This window comes from Saccharopolyspora sp. NPDC002578, from assembly GCF_053592695.1.
Genome location: NZ_JBSFWJ010000004.1, coordinates 43,368 through 64,231 on the forward strand (window position 1 = coordinate 43,368; position 20,864 = coordinate 64,231).

Genomic DNA, 20,864 nt, shown 5'->3' on the forward strand with positions numbered 1-20,864 from the left:
CGCTATTCAATGTTGTCATGGTAAGTGCTGCGTACGCGATCATACACACATCGTCGCTGCGGTGCACTTATGCGATCGTGACACGTCCGAAAAATGGTCGGAGAAAACGCTGGTAGCAGCGCATTTTTTCACCCAGGGTGACGATCCGGATCACGCATATATCCCATTGCTGTGATCAGTGTCACACTCTTGTACGCTTGCTTCGGCAACTCATTCGCATAGTTTGGTTACTCGACGCACGAATTCGCGTCGAACCCGGTCGGCAATGGGGCTGACTGAGTGCGAGCGCTGGTGCAGGTGCGCGGCCTGAGTTCTTCGGCCGCCCACACCGGTGCGCAGGTGTCGCCTTATTCGATTGGCGACCCCGCACGACCTACGAGTTGATCTCGGGGCGGATTCGCGCGGACCTGAGTGGTGCATGAGGCGCATGACCAACGCGAGTGGTGGGAGTGAAGTATGGCCAAGAGCGTGGACGACCTGGCGCAGCACGGCGAACGCAACGGTGTGGCCGAGGATGCGGCCGAACTGGTCGCCCGTGAGGAGCAGGTCTTCGGCGACAACCCGTTGGAAGTGCGCGAATCCGACCATTACACGCACGAGTACGTCGGTGGATTCGTCGACAAGTGGGACGATCTGATCGACTGGAAGAAGCGCTACGAGAGCGAGGGCCGGTTCTTCATCGACCAGCTCAAAGCCCGTGGTGTGGAGTCCGTCCTGGACGTGGCCACCGGCACCGGTTTCCACTCGGTGCGGCTGCTGGAAGAGGGCTTCGAGACGGTCAGCGCCGACGGCAGCCCGCAGATGCTGGCCCAGGCCTTCCGCAACGGCCTGACCTACGGCGGGCACATCCTGCGCGTCGTGCACGCCGACTGGCGCTGGCTCAACCGCGACGTGCACGGCGAGTACGACGCGATCATCTGCTTGGGCAACTCGTTCACGCACCTGTTCTCCGAGCGCGACCGGCGCAAGGCCCTGGCCGAGTTCTACGCCATGCTCAAGCACGACGGCGTTTTGATCATCGACCAGCGCAACTACGACGCGATCCTGGACGACGGATTCTCCAGCAAGCACACGTACTACTACGCTGGTGAGGACGTGTCCGCGGAGCCGGACCACGTGGACGAGGGCCTGGCCCGATTCAAGTACACCTTCCCGGACAAGAGCGAATTCTTCCTCAACATGTACCCGTTGCGGAAGAATTACGTGCGTCGCCTGCTGCGCGAGGTCGGATTCCAGCGAATCGACACCTACGGCGATTTCCAGGAAACGTACGCGGACCAGGACCCGGACTTCTACATTCACGTCGCGGAGAAGAACTACCGCACCGAGGACGAACTGTCCGACGTGTACTCGACCGCGGTTCACACCGCCCGCGACTACTACAACTCCGAAGACGCGGATAATTTCTACTACCACGTCTGGGGCGGCAACGACATTCACGTCGGCCTCTACAACACCCCGGACGAGGACATCGATGCCGCGTCGCGGCGCACCGTCGAGCGCATGGCGGCCAAGGTCGAGATCACACCGGAGACCCGGATCCTGGACATCGGTGCCGGATACGGTGGTGCGGCGCGCTACCTGGCCAAGACCTACGGCTGCAAGGTCGCCTGCCTGAACCTCAGCGAGGTCGAGAACGCCCGCAACGTCGAGTTCAACCGGGCGGCGGGCCTCGACCACCTCATCGAGGTCAAGGACGGGTCCTTCGAGGACATCCCGTTCCAGGACAACGCCTTCGACGTGGTCTGGTCGCAGGACGCCATCCTGCACAGCGGGGACCGCGAGCGGGTGCTGGAAGAGGTGACGCGCGTCCTGAGCAAGGGCGGTTCGTTCGTGTTCACCGACCCGATGGCCGCCGACAACGCCCGCAAACAGGACCTGGGTCCGATCCTGGACCGGCTGAGCCTGGACACTATGGGTTCGCCCGGCTTCTACCGGCGCGAACTGGCCCGCTTGGGCCTGCAGACGATCGACTTCGAGGACCTCAGCTCGTACCTGCCGGTGCACTACCAGCGGGTGCTCGAGGTGCTCGAAGCCCGCGAGTCCGAACTGTCCGACCGGATCAGTGAGGAATATCGCACCAAGATGAAGCGTGGCCTGCGTGCCTGGGTGGAGTCCGGTAACGGCGGAAGCCTGGCATGGGGCATCATCCACGCCCGTGCATGATCATCAGTGATGCGTACGGCTGGTCCCGCTGGGCCGGATGGCAGGGGTGCCAGTGAGTGGACACTCATGACATTACTGCTGCCCGTACGCAAGGATCGAAGTCGCCAAAGAAGCTGAGAGGTGAGGTTGAGCCGTGAGTGAGATCAACCGCAGGTTGTTCACCAGCGAGTCGGTGACCGAAGGTCACCCTGACAAGATCTGCGACGCGATCAGCGACTCCGTGCTGGACGCGATGCTCGCGCAGGACCCGCGGTCCCGCGTCGCGGTGGAGACGCTGGTGACGACCGGCCAGGTGCACGTGGCCGGTGAGGTCACCACCAGCGCCTACGTCGACATCCCGTCCATCGTGCGGGAGAAGATCCTTGAGATCGGCTACGACTCGTCGGCCAAGGGCTTCGACGGCAACTCTTGCGGCGTGAACATCGCGATCGGCGCGCAGTCCCCGGACATCGGCCAGGGCGTGGACACCGCGCACGAGAGCCGGGTCGAGGGCGTCATCGACGAGATCGCCAAGCAGGGCGCCGGCGACCAGGGCCTGATGTTCGGCTACGCCTGCAACGACACCGACGAGCTCGCGCCGCTGCCGATCACGCTCGCGCACCGGCTGTCGCGTCGCCTGACCGAGGTCCGCAAGGACGGCACGCTGCCGTACCTGCGCGCCGACGGCAAGACGCAGGTCACCATCGAGTACGCCGGTGACCAGCCGGTCCGCTTGGACACCGTCGTGCTCTCGACGCAGCACGCCGAGGAGATCGACCTCGACAAGACGCTGTCCAAGGACATCAACGAGAAGGTCATCGCCCCGGAGCTGGAGCGGGTCGGCCTGGACACCACCGACTCGCGGGTGCTGATCAACCCGACCGGTCGGTTCGTCGTCGGTGGCCCGATGGGTGACGCCGGTCTGACCGGCCGGAAGATCATCGTCGACACCTACGGCGGCATGGCCCGCCACGGTGGCGGCGCCTTCTCCGGCAAGGACCCGTCGAAGGTGGACCGCTCCGCGGCCTACGCGACCCGCTGGGTGGCGAAGAACGCGGTGGCCGCCGGACTGGCCGGCCGCATCGAGGTGCAGGTCGCCTACGCGATCGGCAAGGCCGCTCCGGTCGGGCTGTTCGTGGAGACCTTCGGCACCGAGAACGTGGACCCGGTCAAGATTCAGGCCGCGATCAACGAGGTGTTCGACCTGCGTCCCGCCGCGATCATCCGGGACCTGGACCTGCTGCGTCCGATCTACGCGCAGACCGCCGCCTACGGCCACTTCGGCCGCAGCGACGTGAACCTGCCGTGGGAGAACACCGATCGTGCCGAGGCGCTCAAGGCCGCCGCCGGCATCTGATCGAACACATGCGGACGTTCGCACCGGCTGTCGCGGGGCGTGGCACGGCCACGCCCCGCGGCCCGGTGCGGGCCAGGTATCGAGAAGTTCTTGGGGCCGGTGGCCGACGATGTCGCCGGCCGGCCGATAAGGAGTTGTTGCAGTGCGGATTGCGGTGACCGGGTCGATCGCCACCGACCACCTGATGTCCTTCCCCGGCAGGATCGCCGAGCAGCTGATCGCTGATCAGCTCGAATCGGTGTCCCTGTCCTTCCTGGTCGACGAGCTGGAGGTGCGTCGCGGCGGGGTCGCGGCCAACATCACCTTCGGGCTCGGCAAGCTCGGCGTCACCTCGCTGCTGGTCGGCGCGGTCGGGCAGGACTTCGAGGAATACCGGACGTGGCTGGAGCGTCACGGCGTGGACACCGCTTCGGTGCGCGTCTCGGAGACCAAGCACACGTCCCGGTTCCTCTGCACCACCGACCAGGACTTCAACCAGATCGCCTCGTTCTACCCGGGTGCCATGACCGAGGCCGCGGAGATCGAGCTCAAGTCGGTCGCCGACCGCGTCGGCGGGCTCGACCTCGTGGTGATCTCGGCGAACGACCCGGACGCGATGGTGAAGTACACCAAGGAATGCCGGGAGCGCGGGTACAAGTTCCTCGCCGACCCGGGCCAGCAGCTGGCCCGGATGGACGGCGAGTCGGTCCGCGAGCTGGTTCGCGGCGCGGAGTACCTGTTCACGAACGAGTACGAGCACAGCCTGCTGCTGCAGAGCACCGGCTGGACCCACGACGAGGTCCTGGCCGAGGTCGGCAGCTGGGTCACCTCGCTGGGCGCGAAGGGCCTCAAGGTCGAGTCGGCGTCGTCGCCGACCTTCGAGGTGCAGCCGCCCAAGGAGAAGCAGAAGGGCGACCCGACGGGGGTCGGCGACGCGTTGCGCGCCGGGTTCCTCTCCGGTCTGTCCGGCGGGCTGGGCGTGGAGCGGGCCTTGCAGCTCGGCTGCACGCTGGCGACCGTCTCGCTGGAGACCGACGGGCCGCAGGAGTACGACGTCGAGCGCGAGTCGTTCCTCGCGCGCATCGGTGAGGCGTACGGCGACACCGCCGCCGCCGAGATCGGTTCGAAGCTGCGCTGATGTACCGGGGGCGGCACCGGGGGCGAGAGCCCGGTGCCGCCCCCGGCGAGCACACTTGAGGTATCGGGCGTGGCGCAGGTAAGCGTGGGAAGAGGCAGCGACATGAATGGGGTCAACACGAACGGCGATACCGGCTCGGGGCGCGACCCGAGCGGGTTCCTGACCGCGCTCAACGAGCGCGTGCTCGTCGCGGACGGCGGCATGGGTACCGCGTTGCAGGCCTACGACCTGTCGTTGGACGACTTCGCGAACCTCGAAGGCTGCAACGAGATCCTCAACGAGACCCGCCCGGACGTGGTCTCCGGGGTGTACCGCGGGTTCTTGGAAGCCGGTTCGGACGCGATCGAGTCGAACACGTTCGGCACGAACCTCGCCAACCTCGGCGAGTACGGCATCCCGGAGCGCATCCGGGACCTGGCGGAGAAGGGCGCGCGGCTGGCCAGGGAGGCCGCCGACGAGTTCTCCACGAAGGACAAGCCGCGGTTCGTGCTGGGCTCGATGGGGCCGGGCACGAAGCTGCCCACGCTGGGTCACGCGCCGTACGCGGACCTGCGCGACGCCTACGTCGAGAACGTGCTGGGCATGATCGACGGCGGCATCGACGTGGTCCTGGTGGAGACCTCCCAGGACCTGCTGCAGACCAAGGCGGCGATCGTGGCCGCCAAGCGCGCGATGGAGCAGACCGGCCGCTGGCTGCCGATCATCGCGCAAGTCACCGTGGAGCAGACCGGCACGATGCTGGTCGGTTCCGAGATCGGCGCGGCGCTCACGGCGCTGGAGCCGCTGGGCATCGACCTGATCGGCATGAACTGCGCGACCGGCCCGGCCGAGATGAGCGAGCACCTGCGGGTGCTGGCGCAGCACGCGAACGTGCCGATCTCGGTGATGCCGAACGCGGGCCTGCCGGAGCTCGGGCCGAACGGCGCTGTGTACCCGCTGCAGCCGGACGAGCTGGCGCAGGCGCTGGTCGGCTTCGTCAACGACTTCGGCGCCCGGCTCGTCGGCGGCTGCTGCGGCACCACCGGTGAGCACGTGCGCGCGGTCTCCGAGGCCGTGTCCTCGCTCACCCCGCAGGCGCGCACCCCGGAGATCGTTCCGTCGGTGTCGTCGGTGTACCAGGCGGTGCCGTTCCAGCAGGACGCGAGCATCCTCAACGTCGGTGAGCGGACCAACACCAACGGCTCCAAGAAGTTCCGCGAGGCCATGCTCGACGCCCGCTGGGACGACTGCGTGGAGATCGCGAAGGCCCAGACCCGCGAGGGCGCGCACATGCTGGACCTGTGCGTGGACTACGTGGGCCGCGACGGCGCCGAGGACATGCGCGAGCTGGCCAGCCGGCTGGCCACCGCCTCCACGCTGCCGGTCATGGTCGACTCCACCGAGGCGAACGTGATCCAGGCCGGGCTGGAGCACCTCGGCGGGCGTTGCGCGGTGAACTCGGTGAACTACGAGGACGGCGACGGGCCGGACTCGCGGTTCCAGAAGGTGATGGCGATGGTGCGCGAGCACGGCGCCACCGTCGTCGCGCTGTGCATCGACGAGGAGGGCCAGGCCCGCACCGCCGAGTGGAAGCTGCGGATCGCCGAGCGCCTCATCGCCGAGATCACCGGGACCTGGGGCCTGGACGAGTCGGCGATCATCATCGACTGCCTGGTCTTCCCGATCACCACGGGTCAGGAGGAGGTGCGCCGGGACGGCATCGAGACCATCGAGGCCATCCGGGAACTCAAGCGCCGCCACCCGCGGGTGAACACCACGCTGGGCCTGTCCAACGTGTCGTTCGGCCTGAACCCGGCCGCGCGCCAGGTGCTGAACTCGGTGTTCCTCAACGAGTGCCGCGAGGCCGGGCTGGACTCGGCGATCCTGAACGCCTCCAAGATCCTGCCGATGAGCAAGATCGAGGAGGAGCAGCGGCAGGTCGCCCTCGACCTGGTCTACGACCGGCGCACCGAGGACTACGACCCGCTGCAGAAGCTGATGCAGCTGTTCGAGGGCAAGACGGCCTCCTCGACCGGTGCCTCCCGCGCGGAGGAACTGGCGAAGCTGCCGCTGTTCGAACGGCTGGAGAAGCGCATCGTCGACGGCGAGCGCAACGGCCTCGACGACGACCTCGAAGCGGCCATGCAGGAGAAGAAGCCGCTGCAGATCGTCAACGAGAACCTGCTCGCCGGTATGAAGGTCGTCGGTGACCTGTTCGGTTCCGGGCAGATGCAGCTGCCGTTCGTGCTCCAGTCCGCGGAGACGATGAAGGCCGCCGTGGCCTACCTCGAACCGCACATGGAGAAGGACGACTCCGGCGGCAAGGGCAAGCTGCTGCTGGCGACGGTCAAGGGCGATGTGCACGACATCGGCAAGAACCTCGTCGACATCATCGTGTCCAACAACGGCTACGACGTGGTCAACATCGGCATCAAGCAGCCGGTGAACGCGATCCTCGAAGCCGCGGACGAGAACAAGGTCGACGTGATCGGCATGTCGGGCCTGCTGGTGAAGTCCACCGTGATCATGAAGGACAACCTGCAGGAGATGAACACCCGCGGCATCGCCGAGAAGTACCCGGTGATGCTCGGCGGCGCCGCGCTGACCAGGTCCTTCGTGGAGAACGACCTCGACGAGGTCTACCAGGGCGATGTGCGCTACGCGAAGGACGCCTTCGAGGGCCTGAACCTGATGGACCGCCTGATGTCCATCAAGCGCGGCGACAACCCCGAGGTGAACGAGGCGGAAGAGGCCAAGAAGGCCGAGCGCAAGGAGCGCCACGAGCGTTCCAAACGCATCGCCGAGAAGCGCAAGGCCGAGCAGGGACCGCTGCCCGACCTCTACGACGACTCCATCCGCTCCGACGTGGACGCCGACGCCCCGGTGCCGACCCCGCCGTTCTGGGGTTCGAAGGTCATCAAGGGCGTGCCCGTCGCCGACTACTTGGCGCTGCTCGACGAACGCGCCACGTTCTTCGGCCAGTGGGGCCTGCGCGGTTCCAAGAAGGGCGAGGGGCCGTCGTACGAGGAGCTCGTCGAATCCGAGGGCCGGCCGCGGCTGCGCTACTGGATGGACGAGCTGGCCACCGCGGGCATCCTGCAGCACGCGGCGGTGGTGTACGGCTACTTCCCGGTCGTGACCGAGGGCAACTCGGTGATCGTCCTGGACAAGGAGGAGCCGGACGCCGCGGAACGCACCCGGTTCACGTTCCCGCGCCAGCAGCGCGACCGCAGGCTCAGCCTCGCCGACTTCTACCGGACCAGGGAGAAGGCGCTGGAGACCGGCCAGGTCGACGTGCTGCCGATGCAGCTGGTGACGATGGGCCAGCCCATCGCCGACTACGCCAACGAGCTGTTCGCGAAGAACTCCTACCGCGACTACCTCGAGATCCACGGGATGGGCGTGCAGCTCACCGAGGCGCTCGCCGAGTACTGGCACCGGCGGGTCCGGCGGGAACTGCTGTGGTCCAGCGGGCGTGCGGTGTCCGAGGAGGACCCGAACGAGGTGACCGAGTTCTTCAAGCTCGGCTACCGCGGTGCGCGCTACTCCTTCGGCTACGGCGCCTGCCCGGAGATCGAGGACCGCGCAAAGATCGTGGAGCTGCTGGAGAGCGAGCGGATCGGCGTGGAGCTCTCCGAGGAGTTCCAGCTGCACCCGGAGCAGTCCACGGACGCGATCGTCGCCCACCACCCCGAGGCGAAGTACTTCAACACATGAGGCCACGTGCGCGGGCCGTAAGGTTGATCATCAGCGGCCCGCGCACGTGCCGCGGAAACCCGAGCAGGGAAAGCGCCCTGACAGGGATGAAACCCGAGCAGGGAAATCTAGAAAGGAAATCATGAGCGCGAAGCTGCAGAAGGCCAACGGCATCGAGTTCGCCGTCGCGGACCTGAGCCTGGCCGAGTCCGGCCGGCACCAGATCCGGCTGGCCGAGCACGAGATGCCCGGTCTGATGGCGACTCGCAAGGAGTATGCGGACTCCAAGCCGCTCAAGGGCGCGCGGATCGCAGGTTCGCTGCACATGACGGTGCAGACCGCGGTGCTCATCGAGACGCTGGTCGAGCTGGGCGCCGAGGTCCGCTGGGTGTCCTGCAACATCTTCTCCACCCAGGACGAGGCCGCCGCGGCCGTCGTCGTGGGCAAGAACGGCACCGTGGACAAGCCCGCGGGCGTGCCGGTATTCGCCTGGAAGGGCGAGACGCTGGAGGACTACTGGTGGTGCACCGACCAGCTCTGGCAGTTCGACGGCGGCAAGGTCGCCAACATGATCCTCGACGACGGTGGCGACGCGACGCTGCTGGTCCACAAGGGCGTCGAGTTCGAGGCCGCCGGCGCCGTGCCGCAGCCCACGGACAACGACCCGGAGGAGTTCAAGGTCGTCCTGTCCACGCTGCGCGCCAGCCTGGACAAGGACAAGCAGCGCTTCACCAAGCTCGCCAAGGAGATCAAGGGCGTCACCGAGGAGACCACCACCGGTGTCCACAAGCTCGTCGAGCTGGTGCGCTCCGGTGAGCTGCTGTTCCCGGCGATCAACGTCAACGACTCGGTGACGAAGTCGAAGTTCGACAACAAGTACGGCTGCCGCCACTCGCTGGTCGACGGCATCAACCGCGCCACCGACACCCTCATCGGCGGCAAGGTCGCCGTCATCGCCGGCTTCGGCGACGTCGGCAAGGGCTCCGCGGAGTCGCTGCGCGGCCAGGGCGCCCGCGTGATCGTCACCGAGATCGACCCGATCTGCGCGCTGCAGGCGGCGATGGAGGGCTACGAGGTCAAGACCCTCGACGAGGTCGTCGAGATCGCCGACATCTTCATCACCACGACCGGCAACTTCGACATCATCACCGCCGACCACATGGCGAAGATGAAGCACCAGGCCATCGTGGGCAACATCGGCCACTTCGACAACGAGATCGACATGGCCGGCCTGGAGAAGACCCCGGGCATCAAGAAGGTCGAGATCAAGCCGCAGGTGCACGAGTTCACCTTCACCGACGGGCACTCCATCCTGGTGCTGTCCGAGGGCCGGCTGCTCAACCTGGGCAACGCCACCGGGCACCCGAGCTTCGTGATGTCCAACTCGTTCACCAACCAGACGCTGGCGCAGATCGAGCTGTGGACCAAGCCCGGCGAGTACGGCAAGGACGTCTACGTGCTGCCCAAGCACCTGGACGAGAAGGTGGCCCGGCTGCACCTGGACGCGCTCGGCGTCAAGCTGACCACGCTGACCAAGGCGCAGGCCGAGTACATCGGTGTCGACGTGAACGGGCCGTACAAGCCCGAGCACTACCGCTACTGATCCGCTCAGCGCCCCTCGTGGCGTGAGCGACCGGTGGTCGTACGCCACCGCCCGGGCCGGTTCGGTCCGGGCGGTGGCGGCCCCCCGGTTCTCGATCGAGAAGACCTGTCGAGGGAATCCGCGTTCGATCTCGTTTCCGCCCTCCCTCGAATTCGATTTCCGGTTGCACGGTCCCCGCCCTCACGGCTGCCCGCGGGAGCGGCCGGACTGGCACGGTGACCGGCGAGGAAGGAAGACCTGAGGCCGACATGGACACGATCGCACTCGAATTGGCACCGCCCGACCTCGACGGTGGACACGAGAGGGCCGTGGAGGAAGGCCGCAAGGTGGCCGAGAACAGCCGCGCCGCCGGGCTCGCCGACCGCATCGGTCATCTGATGATTCCCGGCATCATCGCCGAGGACGACGACCGTCCGATCGAGATGAAGCCGAAGATGGACGTCATCGACTTCTGGAACACGGTGCGCCCGGAGATCGGCGACGTGAAGGGCCTGTGCACGCAGGTCACCGCGTTCATGGACAAGCCGCAGCTCACCGACCGCATCCGGGACCTGCAGGCGGCGGGCATGGAGGGCATCGCGTTCGTCGGCGTGCCGCGCACCATGTCCGACGGCGAGGGCGGCGGCTTACCTCCCACCGACGCGCTGACCCAGTTCCAGGACGTCGTCCCGAACCGTGGCTCCATCCTCATCCCGACCCGCGAGGGCGAGCACGGCCGGTTCAACTTCAAGTGCGAGCGCGGCGCCACCTACGGCATGACGCAACTGCTGTACTCGGACGCCATCGTCGGATTCCTGAAGGAATTCGCGGACAAGACGCCGCACCGCCCGGAGATCCTGCTGTCGTTCGGTTTCGTGCCGGGCGTCGAAGGTCGCCGCAAGCTCATCGACTGGCTCATCCAGGACCCCGGCAACCCGGCGGTGGAGGCGGAGCAGAAGTTCGTCGCGGGCATCACCGACCTCACCTTCGAGGAGCGCAAGCAGAAGCTGCTCGACCTCTACAAGCGCGTCATCGATGGGGTGGTGGACCTCGGCTTCCCGCTGAGCCTGCACCTGGAAGCGCCGTACGGGTACTCGAAGCCCGCGTTCGACGTGTTCGCCTCGATGATCGACTACTGGGCGCCGAAGCCCCAGGCGGCCTGAGCCGCACCGAAACCCGGCGATCCCGGATCGCCTCGCACCGAACGGACCGCCGCCTCCCTCCCTTGGGCGGCGGTCCGTTCTCGTTGGGTTTTCGGGGTCGTTTTGCTTTGGTGGTCCGGTGGCGGAACCTCAGTCGGTCTCTCGCTGCGGGATCTTTTTCCCGAGTGGCTCCGCCACGAGGGAAAAAGCTGTCCTCGCGAGAGACCGACTGAGAACCCGCCGGTGAGGACTTTTCGACGTGGGCTATGTGCTTCGCACATACAGGCACGGCTTCGCCGCAATGCAGGCTTGCTTCGCCGCCCAAGGCACGGCTTCGCCGCAAGGCACGGCGCTCGGCTAGGCGGGCGCCGTGGTCGTTGCTGCTGGTCAGTCGCCTTTTTTGGAGGACTTGGTGGCGGCGATGATCGGGATCAGGAGGGCGAGGACTGTGAGCAGGAGGATCAGCCAGCCCGGCATTCCTGCTTGGACCAGGTAGGTGGAGCTGAAGCCCGCGATCACGCCGATCGCGAGGATCAGGGCCACTACGCGTGCTGCGCCCTTGGGGTGCATCAGGCCGTGACGGCGCATGTCAGAGGGTTCCCAACCAGTTGCGCAGGAGCTTGGCGCCGGCCTCGCCGGACTTCTCGGGGTGGAACTGGGTCGCCGAGAGCGGGCCGTTCTCCACCGCCGCGATGAACGGTTCGCCGTGCTCGGCCCAGGTCACGCGGGCCGGGGCGATCGTCTCCGACGGGGGCAGCTCCCAGCGGCGGGCGGCGAACGAGTGCACGAAGTAGAAGCGGGTGCCAGGGTCGATGCCGGCGAACAGGACCGAATCGGCGGGCGCCGAGACCTCGTTCCAGCCCATGTGCGGCAGCACGTCGGCCTGCAAGCGCTCCACGTCGCCCGGCCACTGCCCGCACCCGTCGGCCTGCACTCCGTGCTCGACGCCGCGGTCGAACAGGACCTGCATGCCCACGCAGATGCCGAGCACCGGGCGGCCACCCGCCAACCGACGGTCGATGATCTTGTCACCACCGGCGGCGAGCAGCCCCTCCATGCAGGCCGCGAACGCGCCGACGCCGGGCACGACGAGCCCGTCGGCCTCGACGGCGGCGTCCGCGTCCGAAGTCACCCGCACGTCCGCGCCCGCGTGCTCCAAGGCGCGTTCGGCGGAGCGGAGGTTGCCGGAGCCATAGTCCAGTACGACGACGCGTGCCACGCGGCCAGGCTACCGGCCGCCGATGGCGAGGAACGCCCGGATCGACCGGGCGAGCTCCGCGGGCGCCAGCCCGTGCGCCGCGTCGTGCTCGTCGGCCGTGCCGTAGGCGCGGAGTTCGGCGTCGCGAGCCACCCCCAACCCGAGCACGCGGTGCGGCAGATCGGCCAGCGCGGCGTTCGCCGACGCCGTCGAGGTGTCCCGCAGGTACGGCTCCACCAGCACCACGTCCGGAGCCGCCGCCAGCGCCGCGGACCGCAGCGCGGCGGCGTCGAACGGCCGCACCGTCGAGGCGTAGAGCACCGCCACGTCCAGCTCCGCCGTCGCCGCGAGCACCGGATCCAGCATCGGCCCCACCGCCAGCACCACGCCCGCCCGCCCCTCGCGCACCACCTGGAAACCGCGCCCGGTCGGTAGCGGACGCGCGTTGGTGCGCTCCGTCATCCGCAGGTAGACGAGGTCGTCGCCGGGCAGCGCGGCCCGCAGCAGCTCCGCGAACTCCCGCGGATGACCGGGCACGTGCACCGTCCAGTCCGGCAACGTGTCCAGCAAGGCCACATCGCCCGGCGCCATGTGGGTGCGGCCCGCCGCCGGGTAGTCGTAGGAGGCACCGGTGCTGACCAGTACCGCGCCCGCCCGCTGGTGGTTGAGGTCGAGCTTGATCTGCTCGAAGGGCCGCTCCACCAGGAACGGGGCGATCGAGTGCACCACCGGCCGCAGCCCGGTCAGCGCGAGCCCGCCCGCGACGCCGATCAGGGCCTGCTCGCGGATGCCGACGTTGAGCACCCGATCCGGGTGGCGCGCGGCGGCGCCGGTGAAGCGGTCCGCCGAGATCTCCGCGAGCACCACGGCCAGCCGCGGATCGTGGTCGAGGGCGGCGCCGACGATGTCGGTGAACTCCTCCCGCATCGGGCGCACCGCCGCGGGCTCGCGCCGGGCCTCACCGGGTTCGGTCCGGTCGATGAGGGTCATGCGAACTCCTTCGGTTCGACGCGCGCGATCACCGCGAGCGGCTGGTCCAGGCGGGTGTCGGTCAGGGCGTGGTGCAGGGCGTCGTGGTCCCGGCCGTCGACGGTGTGCGCGGCCCAGCCCTCGCGGCTGAAGCGCTCCCCGATGCCGCCGGGCCACCCGTAGGAATCCGAGGCGTTGTCGACGACGACCGTCGTGAGCGCGCCGACGCCGCGGCGGCCCGCGACGGCGATGGCCTCGTGGTTGCTGCCCTCGCCGAGTTCGGCGTCGCCGACGAGCACCACGACCCGCGACCCGGCGCGGCCCTGCGCGCGCAAGCCCAGCGCGGCGCCCAGCGCCAGCGGCAGGCCGTGGCCGAGGGAACCGCTGCCGATCTCCACCCCCGGCACCAGCACCCGGTCCGGGTGCTGGCCGAGCCGGGAGTCGAAGGCGTTCCACCCGCCGAGCTCGGCGGGGTCGAGGAACCCCTTCGCCGCGAGCACGGCGTAGTAGGCCATCGGGCCGTGCCCCTTCGACAGCAGGAAACGGTCGCGGTCGGGGTCGTCAGGACGGGCGGGGTCGACGTGGAGGATCCGGTCGTAGAGCACCCACAGCACGTCCAGCGTGGAGACGGCGGCGGGCGAGTGCTTCTCGTCGCCGGACATCCGGCTCAGCAGCGCGGGCAGATCCGAGTACCCCGACCCGGTCCGCCCGGAAGTGGAAGTCGCCATGGTGACCACCCTGAAACTTCCAGTTAGCTGGAAGTCAAGCTCGGCGGGCGATGACGCCCCGGATCGACGATTCCCCTTGGCATCAGCCGAACAACCGGGCCGCTTGTCACCGGATTGACAAAAAATCCACTTCGGACAAGGCCGAAAAGACATCCGTGGCAGCGAGATCCGAATGGAGTATTGCCCGTTGACCTACCGTCAGTAGCTTAGGGATCCCACCGGCCGCGCCACGGCCGCGTTCGCCCGGCGACGAAAGGGTTCCCCATGCTCCGCCGCACCACGCCGCTCGCCGCGCTGCTCACCGCGGCGGCCGTGCTGGCCACCACCGCGCCCGCCGCGGCGAGCCCGGGGTCCGCCGAGACCCGGCTCGTCGACATCACCGCCGCCGACGGCACCGCACTGCGCGCCGCGGTGTGCGAACCCGCCGACCCCGGCCCGCACCCGGTGGCGGTGCTCGTGGCCGCGTGGGGCGGCGGCAGCACGCAGAACATCATGCCCTGCCGGGCGCTCGCCTCCCGCGGCTACGTGACGGTGTCCTACGGCGCGCGGGGCTTCGGCGAATCCGGCGGCGAAGTGGAAGTGGCCGGCCCGGACGACATCAGCGACGTCTCCAACGTGATCGACTGGACGCTGGCCAACACCGAGTCCGACCCGGCGCGGATCGGCGTCGGCGGCATCTCCTACGGCGCCGGGATCAGCGTGCTCGCGTCCGCGTTCGACCCGCGGATCCGCGCCGTCGCCTCGATGAGCGGCTGGGCGGACCTGGTGGAATCGCTGTTCGGCAACAGCACCCGGCGCGCCGCGGTCGCCATGGTGCTGCGGATCTCCGGGGAGCAGAACGGGAACCTCTCCGACGAGAGCCGGGAGATGCTGGACAAGTACATCACCGGCGAGGACCGCGACGCGGTGACCGAATGGTCCCGGCAGCGCTCACCTTCGTCCTACGTGGACCGGATCAACCGTAACCGGCCCGCGGTCCTGATGCTCAACACGTGGAGCGAGACGGTGTTCCCGCCCGGCCAGCTCGCCGACTTCCAGCAGCGGCTGAGCACACCGAGCAAGCTGGAACTGATCCCCGGCGAGCACGCGGCGGCCGAGACCAGCGGACTGCTCGGGCTCCCGAACGACGCCTGGAACGACACCTACCGCTGGTTCGACACCCACCTGCGCGGCGCCGAACCCGACGGCGCCCCCGTCGTGCTGCAACCGCGCGGCGCCACCGACCGACCGCGCGAGCAGTACCCGGACTGGCGGCACATCGCGACCCGCACGGACCGGTACTTCCTGTCCGCCGAGGAAGAACTCACCACCGACGCGCCCGCCGAGTGGAGCAGCACGCTCCACAGTGGACGTGACACGATCGCGAACGGCGGGGTGCCGCTGGTGACCTACACGCTGGAGGCGCTCACCGGGAACCCGCCGACGGCGTTCCTGCCCGCGCTCGACCCGACCGCTGCCGCGCGGTGGACCGGCCCCGAACTCGCGGAACCCGAAGTGCTGCGCGGAAGTCCGCGGTTGCGGCTCACCGCAGTGCCGCCCACCCCGGAAGGCATGCTCGTCGCCTACCTCTACGACGTGGACGCCACCGGCACCGGGCGGCTCATCTCCTACATCCCCTACTCCTGGGAGGGCGCGACGCCCGGCGCGCCGCTGCGGATCGACACCGCACTGCCGCCCACCGCCTACGACGTGCCCGCCGGGCACCGGCTGTCGCTGGTCGTCGACACCGAGGACCCGCTGTTCTTCCTCGACCACAACACCGACGGAGCCCCGCTCGAACTGCGCGGGGACGCCGCGAACCCGGCGACGCTGGAACTGGCGTCGCGCGACGGAAAGGAGCTGCCGTGACCACCACCCGACACGACCGCAGACCCTCCCACCCCGACCGGGCCCGGATCAACCCGGACGCCCTGCCGTTCCGGTTGTGGGAGAAGGGGAATCGGAAGTTCTGGGACCCCGCCGCGATCGACTTCTCGCAGGACGCCGCGGACTGGCGCGGGCTCACCGACGAGCAGCGGTTCGCCGCGACCATGCTCTGCGCCCAGTTCATCGGCGGCGAAGAGGCCGTCACCGAGGACATCCGGCCGTTCCAGGCCGCGATGGCCGCCGAAGGCCGGCCCGCCGACGAGCTCTACCTGAGCCAGTTCATGTTCGAGGAGGCCAAGCACACCCAGGGCTTCCGGCGCTGGCTCGACGCCGTCGGCGTGCGCGACGACCTGCACCCGCACGTCGCCGACAACCCCGGCTACCGGGCGATCTTCTACGAGGCGCTGCCGGAGGCGCTGCACGCGCTCAGCGACGATCCGAGCCCCGCCAACCAGGTCCGCGCCTCGGTCACCTACAACCACCTCGTCGAAGGCGTGCTCGCGCTGACCGGCTACTTCCTGTGGAACACCACCTGCAAGCGCAACGGGATCCTGCCGGGCATGCAGGAGCTGATCCGCCGGATCAGCGAGGACGAGCGGCGGCACATGGCGTGGGGCACCTTCACCTGCCGCAGGCACGTGGCCGCCGACGACGCGAACTGGGAGATCGTGACGACGCGGATGGAGGCGCTGCTGCCGCACGCGATCGCGCAGATCGAGCACTCGCTGGGCAACTGGGACGACGATCCGTTCGAGATGCGGATCGAGGGGCTGTTCGAGTACGCGGCGGACCGGGCCGCGCGGCGGATCAAGGCCATCGAGTCGGCGCGCGGCACGCCGGTGGAGCGCGTCGACGTGGACCACGCGCCGGAGCGGCTGGAGGAGGAGTTCGGCGCGGAGGACGAATCGGCGCTGCGCGACAGCGCGGCCACCGGCTAGCCGGTCACTACATCGATGCGGACCACGCGCCGGGCGAACGGCGGCCGAATTCGCGCCGAGAGGACGTACCCATTGCGCGAAAGCAGCTTGCCGGGAAATAATTAGGCGAATTTCTTTCACATTGACTGGGCGTAACTGGACCCACTTTCGTATTCACTCAAATTGACGGTTGGGACGAGCGCGCCGCGATCACTAAAGTCCCTACTCGCGAGTAGGTACTTGAGGGCGGCGCAGCCCACCGGCTCTTCCTGCCGGTTCGGGCGCCCGCCTCCGGCAGGAAAAGAGGATCATGCTGACGAAGGCGATCCATCCCCAGGCCCCGGATCTGTGGGCGGCCCTGCCCAGCGAACTGGCTCCGATCCTGCGTCCCGAGATGAACAGCCTGGCCACGCAGATCCTCAGCGAGATCCAGCGACGCATCCCCGAATACGCCAGGCCGATGGACGACAAATACGTGCACGCCATCCGCCGCGGCGTCGAAGAGGCGCTGAGCCAATTCGTCGACCAGATCGCCGACCCCACCGCGCCACCGGAACGCTGCGCCGAAGTGCACCGCGCGCTCGGCAAAGCCGAAATGCACGAAGGCCGCAGCCTCGACAGCCTGCAAGCCGCCTACCGGCTCGGCGCCCGCCTCGCCTGGCGGCGCACCGCCCGCATCGGCGAACGCGCCCGCGTCGCGCCCCGCACGATGCTGCTGCTCGGCGAAGCGATCTACGCCCACATCGACGAACTCGCCGCGCTGTCGGTCGAAGGCTTCGCCGAAGCGCAGGCCCGCGCCGCCGGAACCCAGGCGCGGCGCAGGCGGCGGCTGCTGGAGCTGCTGCTGACCGACCCCCAGCCACCGCACCGAATCCTGGAAGAAGCCGCCGCCGCGGCCCGCTGGAAATGGCCCCGCACCGTCATCGTCGCCGCGTTGCAACGCGCCGACCGGCACGAACCGCACAGCAACCCGCTGGCGCGGCGGGAAGCGCTCGTCGACCTCGAATGCGCCCAGCCGCACCTGCTGCTGCCCTGCACCGACGACCCGCCCGGCGACATCCCCTGGGAACAGCAGCTCACCGGCTGGCGGATGGTCATCGGGCCACCCGTGGAGATCTCGCAGGCACCGCACGCGCTGCGCTGGGCGCGGCGGCTGCTGGAACTGTCCAACGCGGGCGTCGTGCCGCACGAGCCGGTGCTGCACTGTAAGGACCACCTCTCCAGCCTGCTGCTGCTCAGCGACGAGAACCTCACCCGGCAGATCGTGCACACCCGGCTGGCGCCGCTGGAGCAGCTCAAGCCGAAGCAGCAGGTCCGGCTGGCCGAGACGCTGCTGGCGTGGTTGCAGACCCGCGGCGGCGCACCGGAAGTGGCCCAGCGGTTGCGCGTGCACCCGCAGACGGTGCGCTACCGCCTGCACCAGCTCGAAGACCTCTTCGGCGCGGACCTCAACGATCCGCAGGCGCGGTTCGAGCTGGAGATGGCGCTGCGGGCCGCCGGGCGGCTGCTGCCCTACGGCGCGCTCACCGAGGAGCACGCCGCCGGACCGGACCGGCGGGCCACCGCACCGATGCCGGCGCCCCCGGTGGCGCCGAACGGCGCCCGGAGCGCCGAAGGCGGCCCGACGTGAGCGCGGAGACGGCGAGCGCACCGGTGCGGCAGGCACCGGTGCTGCTGGCCCTCGCCGTGGCCGGGTTCGTCACGGCGCTGGACAACAACGTCGTCAACGTCGCGCTGCCCACCGTGCAGACCGAGCTCGGCGCGACCGTCCCGCAGCTGGAGTGGATCGTCAGCGGCTACGTGCTGGCCTTCGCGAGCCTGCTCATCGTCGGCGGCAGGCTCGCCGACCTGGCCGGGCGCAGGAGGATCCTGCTGATCGGGCTCGCCGCGCTGATCGTCACCTCCGTCGCGGCCGGGTTCGCGGAGTCCGCCGAAGTGCTGATCGCGGTGCGGTTCGCCCAGGGCGCCTCCGCCGCGCTGGTGATGCCCGCGTCGCTGGCGGTGCTCGCCGCCGACATCGACCGGGAGCACCGGGACCTCGCCGCGGGCATCTGGACGGCGTCGCTGGCGGTGGCGCTCGCGCTGGGGCCGGTGGTCGGCGGCGTGCTCACCGAACACCTGCACTGGAGCTGGATCTTCTTCCTGCACCTGCCCACCGGCCTGGTCACGATGGCGCTGGTGTGGTGGGGACTGCCCGACACCCGGCCGCGCACCGGGCGGATGCCGTTGCGGCACTTGGACCCCGCCGGGCTCGCACTGTCCACAGTGGTGCTCGCGGCGGGCAGTTTCGCGCTCGTGGAAGGGCAGAGCCTCGGGTTCGGCGCCCCGCTGATCATCGGCGCGGCGGCGGTGGCGGTGGCGGGCGTGCCGGTGCTGATCGCCGTGGAACGGCGGGTGGCGGAACCGATGCTGCGGTTGTCGCTGGTGCGCAACAGGGTCTTCGGCGGCGGCACCATCGCCCAAGTGCTGTGGGGCGTCGGGGTGAACGGCACGCTGCTCTACACCTCGCTGTTCCTGCAGGACGTGCTGGAGCTGTCGCCCAGCGCCGCCGGGCTGGTGTTCGTGCCGCTGGCGGGACTGCTGGTGCTGTGCGTGCCGCTGGTGCCGCCGCTGAGCGCCCGGTTCGGCGCGCGCTGGATCGTGACGACCGGGATGGCGCTGGTGGCGCTCGGGCTGTGGCTCCTGGCGCAGTCGGACGCGCAGAGCTCGGTGTGGGGGCTGATGCCGGGGCTGCTGTCCATCGGCGTCGGCTCGGCGCTGATCACGCCGTTGACCTCGGCGGTCCTGTCGGCGGCGCCGCCCGGCACGGCGGGCGTGGCCTCGGCCATGATCAGCGCCGCGCGGGAGGCGTCCGGGGTGCTCGGGGTCGCGATCGTCGGCGTCGTGCTCTCCGCGTGGAGCGGCGCCGCGCTCGCCGGCGGCGCCACCGCGGACGCCGCCTACACCAGCGGCTACTCGGCGGGCATGCGGATGGCGGCGGGGCTGGTGCTCGTCGGCGCGGTGGCCACCGCGTTCGCGCTCGCGCCCGAGCGCTCCACGCCCAAGCGCTCGGCGAACATCGGCCAGGCGCGGTGGAGCTCCCGCTCCCAGTAGGGCCAATCGTGCAAGCCGGGGCCGTAGAAGTCCTCGGTGACGGGAATGCCCAAGTCCTTGAGCCGCGAGGTCATCACCTGCGAGGTCGACAACGCGGCGGGCTCCAGCGGGTCGGGCAGCGAGCCGGGCTCGTCGAGCGGGCCGGGCAGCCCGTTGCCGCCGGACACCCAGAGCGCGGTGCCGCGCAACTCCTCGGCGTGGTCGAACGGGTTGCGCTGCGACCAGGTCCGGTGGTCCAGCACCTCGTCGCCCCACATCGCGAACGGGTTCTCGCCCTCCCGCACCAGAATCCCCTTGATCACACCGGGCACGGCGGGTTGCAGGGTGTTGAGCAGGCCGCTGAAGGAGGCCGCCGCCTGGAACAGTCCCGGATTCCGGAAGGCGTAGGCGAACGCCCCGTAGCCGCCGACCGACAGGCCCGCCACCGCGCGCCGCTGCCCCGCGCCGTAGTGGCGCTCCAGGATGCCGCGCAGCTCCCGCAGGTGGAACGCCTCCCAATCCGGCCCGCCCGCGCCGAAATCGCTCCAGCGGGTGTAGAAACCCGCGGGGCCGCCGCTGGGCAGGACGGTCAGCACGTCCTTGTCCGCCATGAACTCCCGCACGTCGGTGAACTCCGTCCACGCCCGGTAATCCGCGTCCTCGCAGCAACCGTGCAGCAGGTACAGCACCGGCCACGTCCGGTCCGGGTTCCGCGACCACCCCTCGGGCAGCAGCAACCGCACCGGCGCGCTGGTGCCCAACGCGGGTGAGTAGATCAGCAGGTCGACGGTGCGGTCGTCGAGCCGGTTCTCCTGCAGCACCCGCGCCCCGTCGGCCACCGCCGGCGCAGGCGGGCCGCCCCGCTCCGCCGCGAGCGGCGGCGCCGCCACCGACCCGCCGAGCAGCGCGGTGCTCACCACCACCGACCACGCCACCGGCCGCCGCAACCACCGTGCACTGCGCATGCGCTGCCCTTCGCCGAACCTCACGTCGGCGCCGCCCCGGCCGAAGCCGAGGCGGCGCCCTTTCCTTGCCGCACCGGGGTTTTCCGCCGCGCCCTGCGCACGACCGGGCCCTCCGGCCCGTCGCGCGCGAC

Annotated in this window: 14 protein-coding genes and 1 pseudogene; 10 read left to right on the plus strand and 5 right to left on the minus strand. The window is 69.3% G+C overall.

The window, feature by feature from the left end; all coding sequences use genetic code 11:
• Positions 1-456: 456 nt before the first annotated feature.
• The 6 genes from ACWD38_RS03595 to ACWD38_RS03620 all read left to right on the plus strand — a co-directional run bounded on the left by ACWD38_RS03595 (position 457) and on the right by ACWD38_RS03620 (position 11,039).
• On the plus strand, positions 457-2,166 hold the full coding sequence (locus tag ACWD38_RS03595; RefSeq protein WP_184479434.1) for a glycine/sarcosine N-methyltransferase: 1,710 nt from the start codon (positions 457-459) through the stop codon (positions 2,164-2,166).
• A gap of 133 nt (positions 2,167-2,299) precedes the next feature.
• On the plus strand, positions 2,300-3,502 hold the full coding sequence (gene metK / locus ACWD38_RS03600; RefSeq protein WP_184479433.1) for a methionine adenosyltransferase: 1,203 nt from the start codon (positions 2,300-2,302) through the stop codon (positions 3,500-3,502).
• Positions 3,503-3,644: 142 nt separating this feature from the next.
• A complete protein-coding gene (locus ACWD38_RS03605) occupies positions 3,645-4,619 on the plus strand; it encodes a PfkB family carbohydrate kinase (RefSeq protein ID WP_184479432.1) in 975 nt (324 codons plus the stop codon).
• A 102-nt stretch (positions 4,620-4,721) separates the two neighbouring features.
• Entirely contained in the window at positions 4,722-8,315 is a 3,594-nt protein-coding gene (gene metH / locus ACWD38_RS03610; protein WP_184479431.1) for a methionine synthase, read from the plus strand.
• Positions 8,316-8,436: 121 nt separating this feature from the next.
• Positions 8,437-9,897, plus strand: coding sequence for an adenosylhomocysteinase (ahcY, locus tag ACWD38_RS03615; RefSeq protein ID WP_184479430.1), 1,461 nt, complete (start codon positions 8,437-8,439; stop codon positions 9,895-9,897).
• 248 nt (positions 9,898-10,145) lie between these two features.
• On the plus strand, positions 10,146-11,039 hold the full coding sequence (locus ACWD38_RS03620; RefSeq protein ID WP_184479429.1) for a mycobacterial-type methylenetetrahydrofolate reductase: 894 nt from the start codon (positions 10,146-10,148) through the stop codon (positions 11,037-11,039).
• Between the two features lie 366 nt (positions 11,040-11,405).
• Here the strand turns inward: ACWD38_RS03620 and ACWD38_RS03625 are convergent, their stop codons facing one another.
• The 4 genes from ACWD38_RS03625 to ACWD38_RS03640 are packed head-to-tail and all read right to left on the minus strand — an operon-like array spanning position 11,406 to position 13,913.
• Entirely contained in the window at positions 11,406-11,606 is a 201-nt protein-coding gene (locus tag ACWD38_RS03625; RefSeq protein WP_184481252.1) for a hypothetical protein, read from the minus strand.
• Position 11,607: 1 nt separating this feature from the next.
• The gene (hisH, locus tag ACWD38_RS03630) at positions 11,608-12,237 is read right to left on the minus strand and encodes an imidazole glycerol phosphate synthase subunit HisH (protein WP_184481254.1); all 630 of its coding nucleotides are present in this window, start codon (positions 12,235-12,237) and stop codon (positions 11,608-11,610) included.
• Between the two features lie 9 nt (positions 12,238-12,246).
• A complete protein-coding gene (locus ACWD38_RS03635; RefSeq protein ID WP_184485600.1) occupies positions 12,247-13,143 on the minus strand; it encodes a transketolase family protein in 897 nt (298 codons plus the stop codon).
• A gap of 59 nt (positions 13,144-13,202) precedes the next feature.
• Complete coding sequence (locus ACWD38_RS03640) at positions 13,203-13,913, minus strand: thiamine pyrophosphate-dependent enzyme (RefSeq protein WP_450123278.1); 711 nt, start codon at positions 13,911-13,913, stop codon at positions 13,203-13,205.
• A gap of 264 nt (positions 13,914-14,177) precedes the next feature.
• Between ACWD38_RS03640 and ACWD38_RS03645 the strand changes: the two genes are divergently transcribed.
• The 4 genes and pseudogenes from ACWD38_RS03645 to ACWD38_RS03660 form a co-directional block, all read left to right on the plus strand.
• A complete protein-coding gene (locus tag ACWD38_RS03645; RefSeq protein WP_450123279.1) occupies positions 14,178-15,761 on the plus strand; it encodes a CocE/NonD family hydrolase in 1,584 nt (527 codons plus the stop codon).
• Positions 15,758-16,717, plus strand: coding sequence for a R2-like ligand-binding oxidase (locus ACWD38_RS03650; RefSeq protein WP_450123280.1), 960 nt, complete (start codon positions 15,758-15,760; stop codon positions 16,715-16,717). The genes ACWD38_RS03645 and ACWD38_RS03650 overlap by 4 nt, the downstream gene beginning before the upstream one ends.
• A 289-nt stretch (positions 16,718-17,006) precedes the next feature.
• Positions 17,007-18,326 (plus strand): PucR family transcriptional regulator, encoded by a 1,320-nt coding sequence (locus tag ACWD38_RS03655; RefSeq protein WP_450123281.1) that lies wholly within the window; start codon positions 17,007-17,009, stop codon positions 18,324-18,326.
• A 56-nt stretch (positions 18,327-18,382) separates the two neighbouring features.
• A pseudogene (locus ACWD38_RS03660) lies at positions 18,383-19,549 on the plus strand (MFS transporter); the annotation flags it as partial.
• 98 nt (positions 19,550-19,647) lie between these two features.
• On the opposite strand, the gene ACWD38_RS03665 reads toward ACWD38_RS03660, so the two are convergent.
• Complete coding sequence (locus ACWD38_RS03665) at positions 19,648-20,733, minus strand: alpha/beta hydrolase (protein ID WP_221315897.1); 1,086 nt, start codon at positions 20,731-20,733, stop codon at positions 19,648-19,650.
• Positions 20,734-20,864 lie beyond the last annotated feature (131 nt).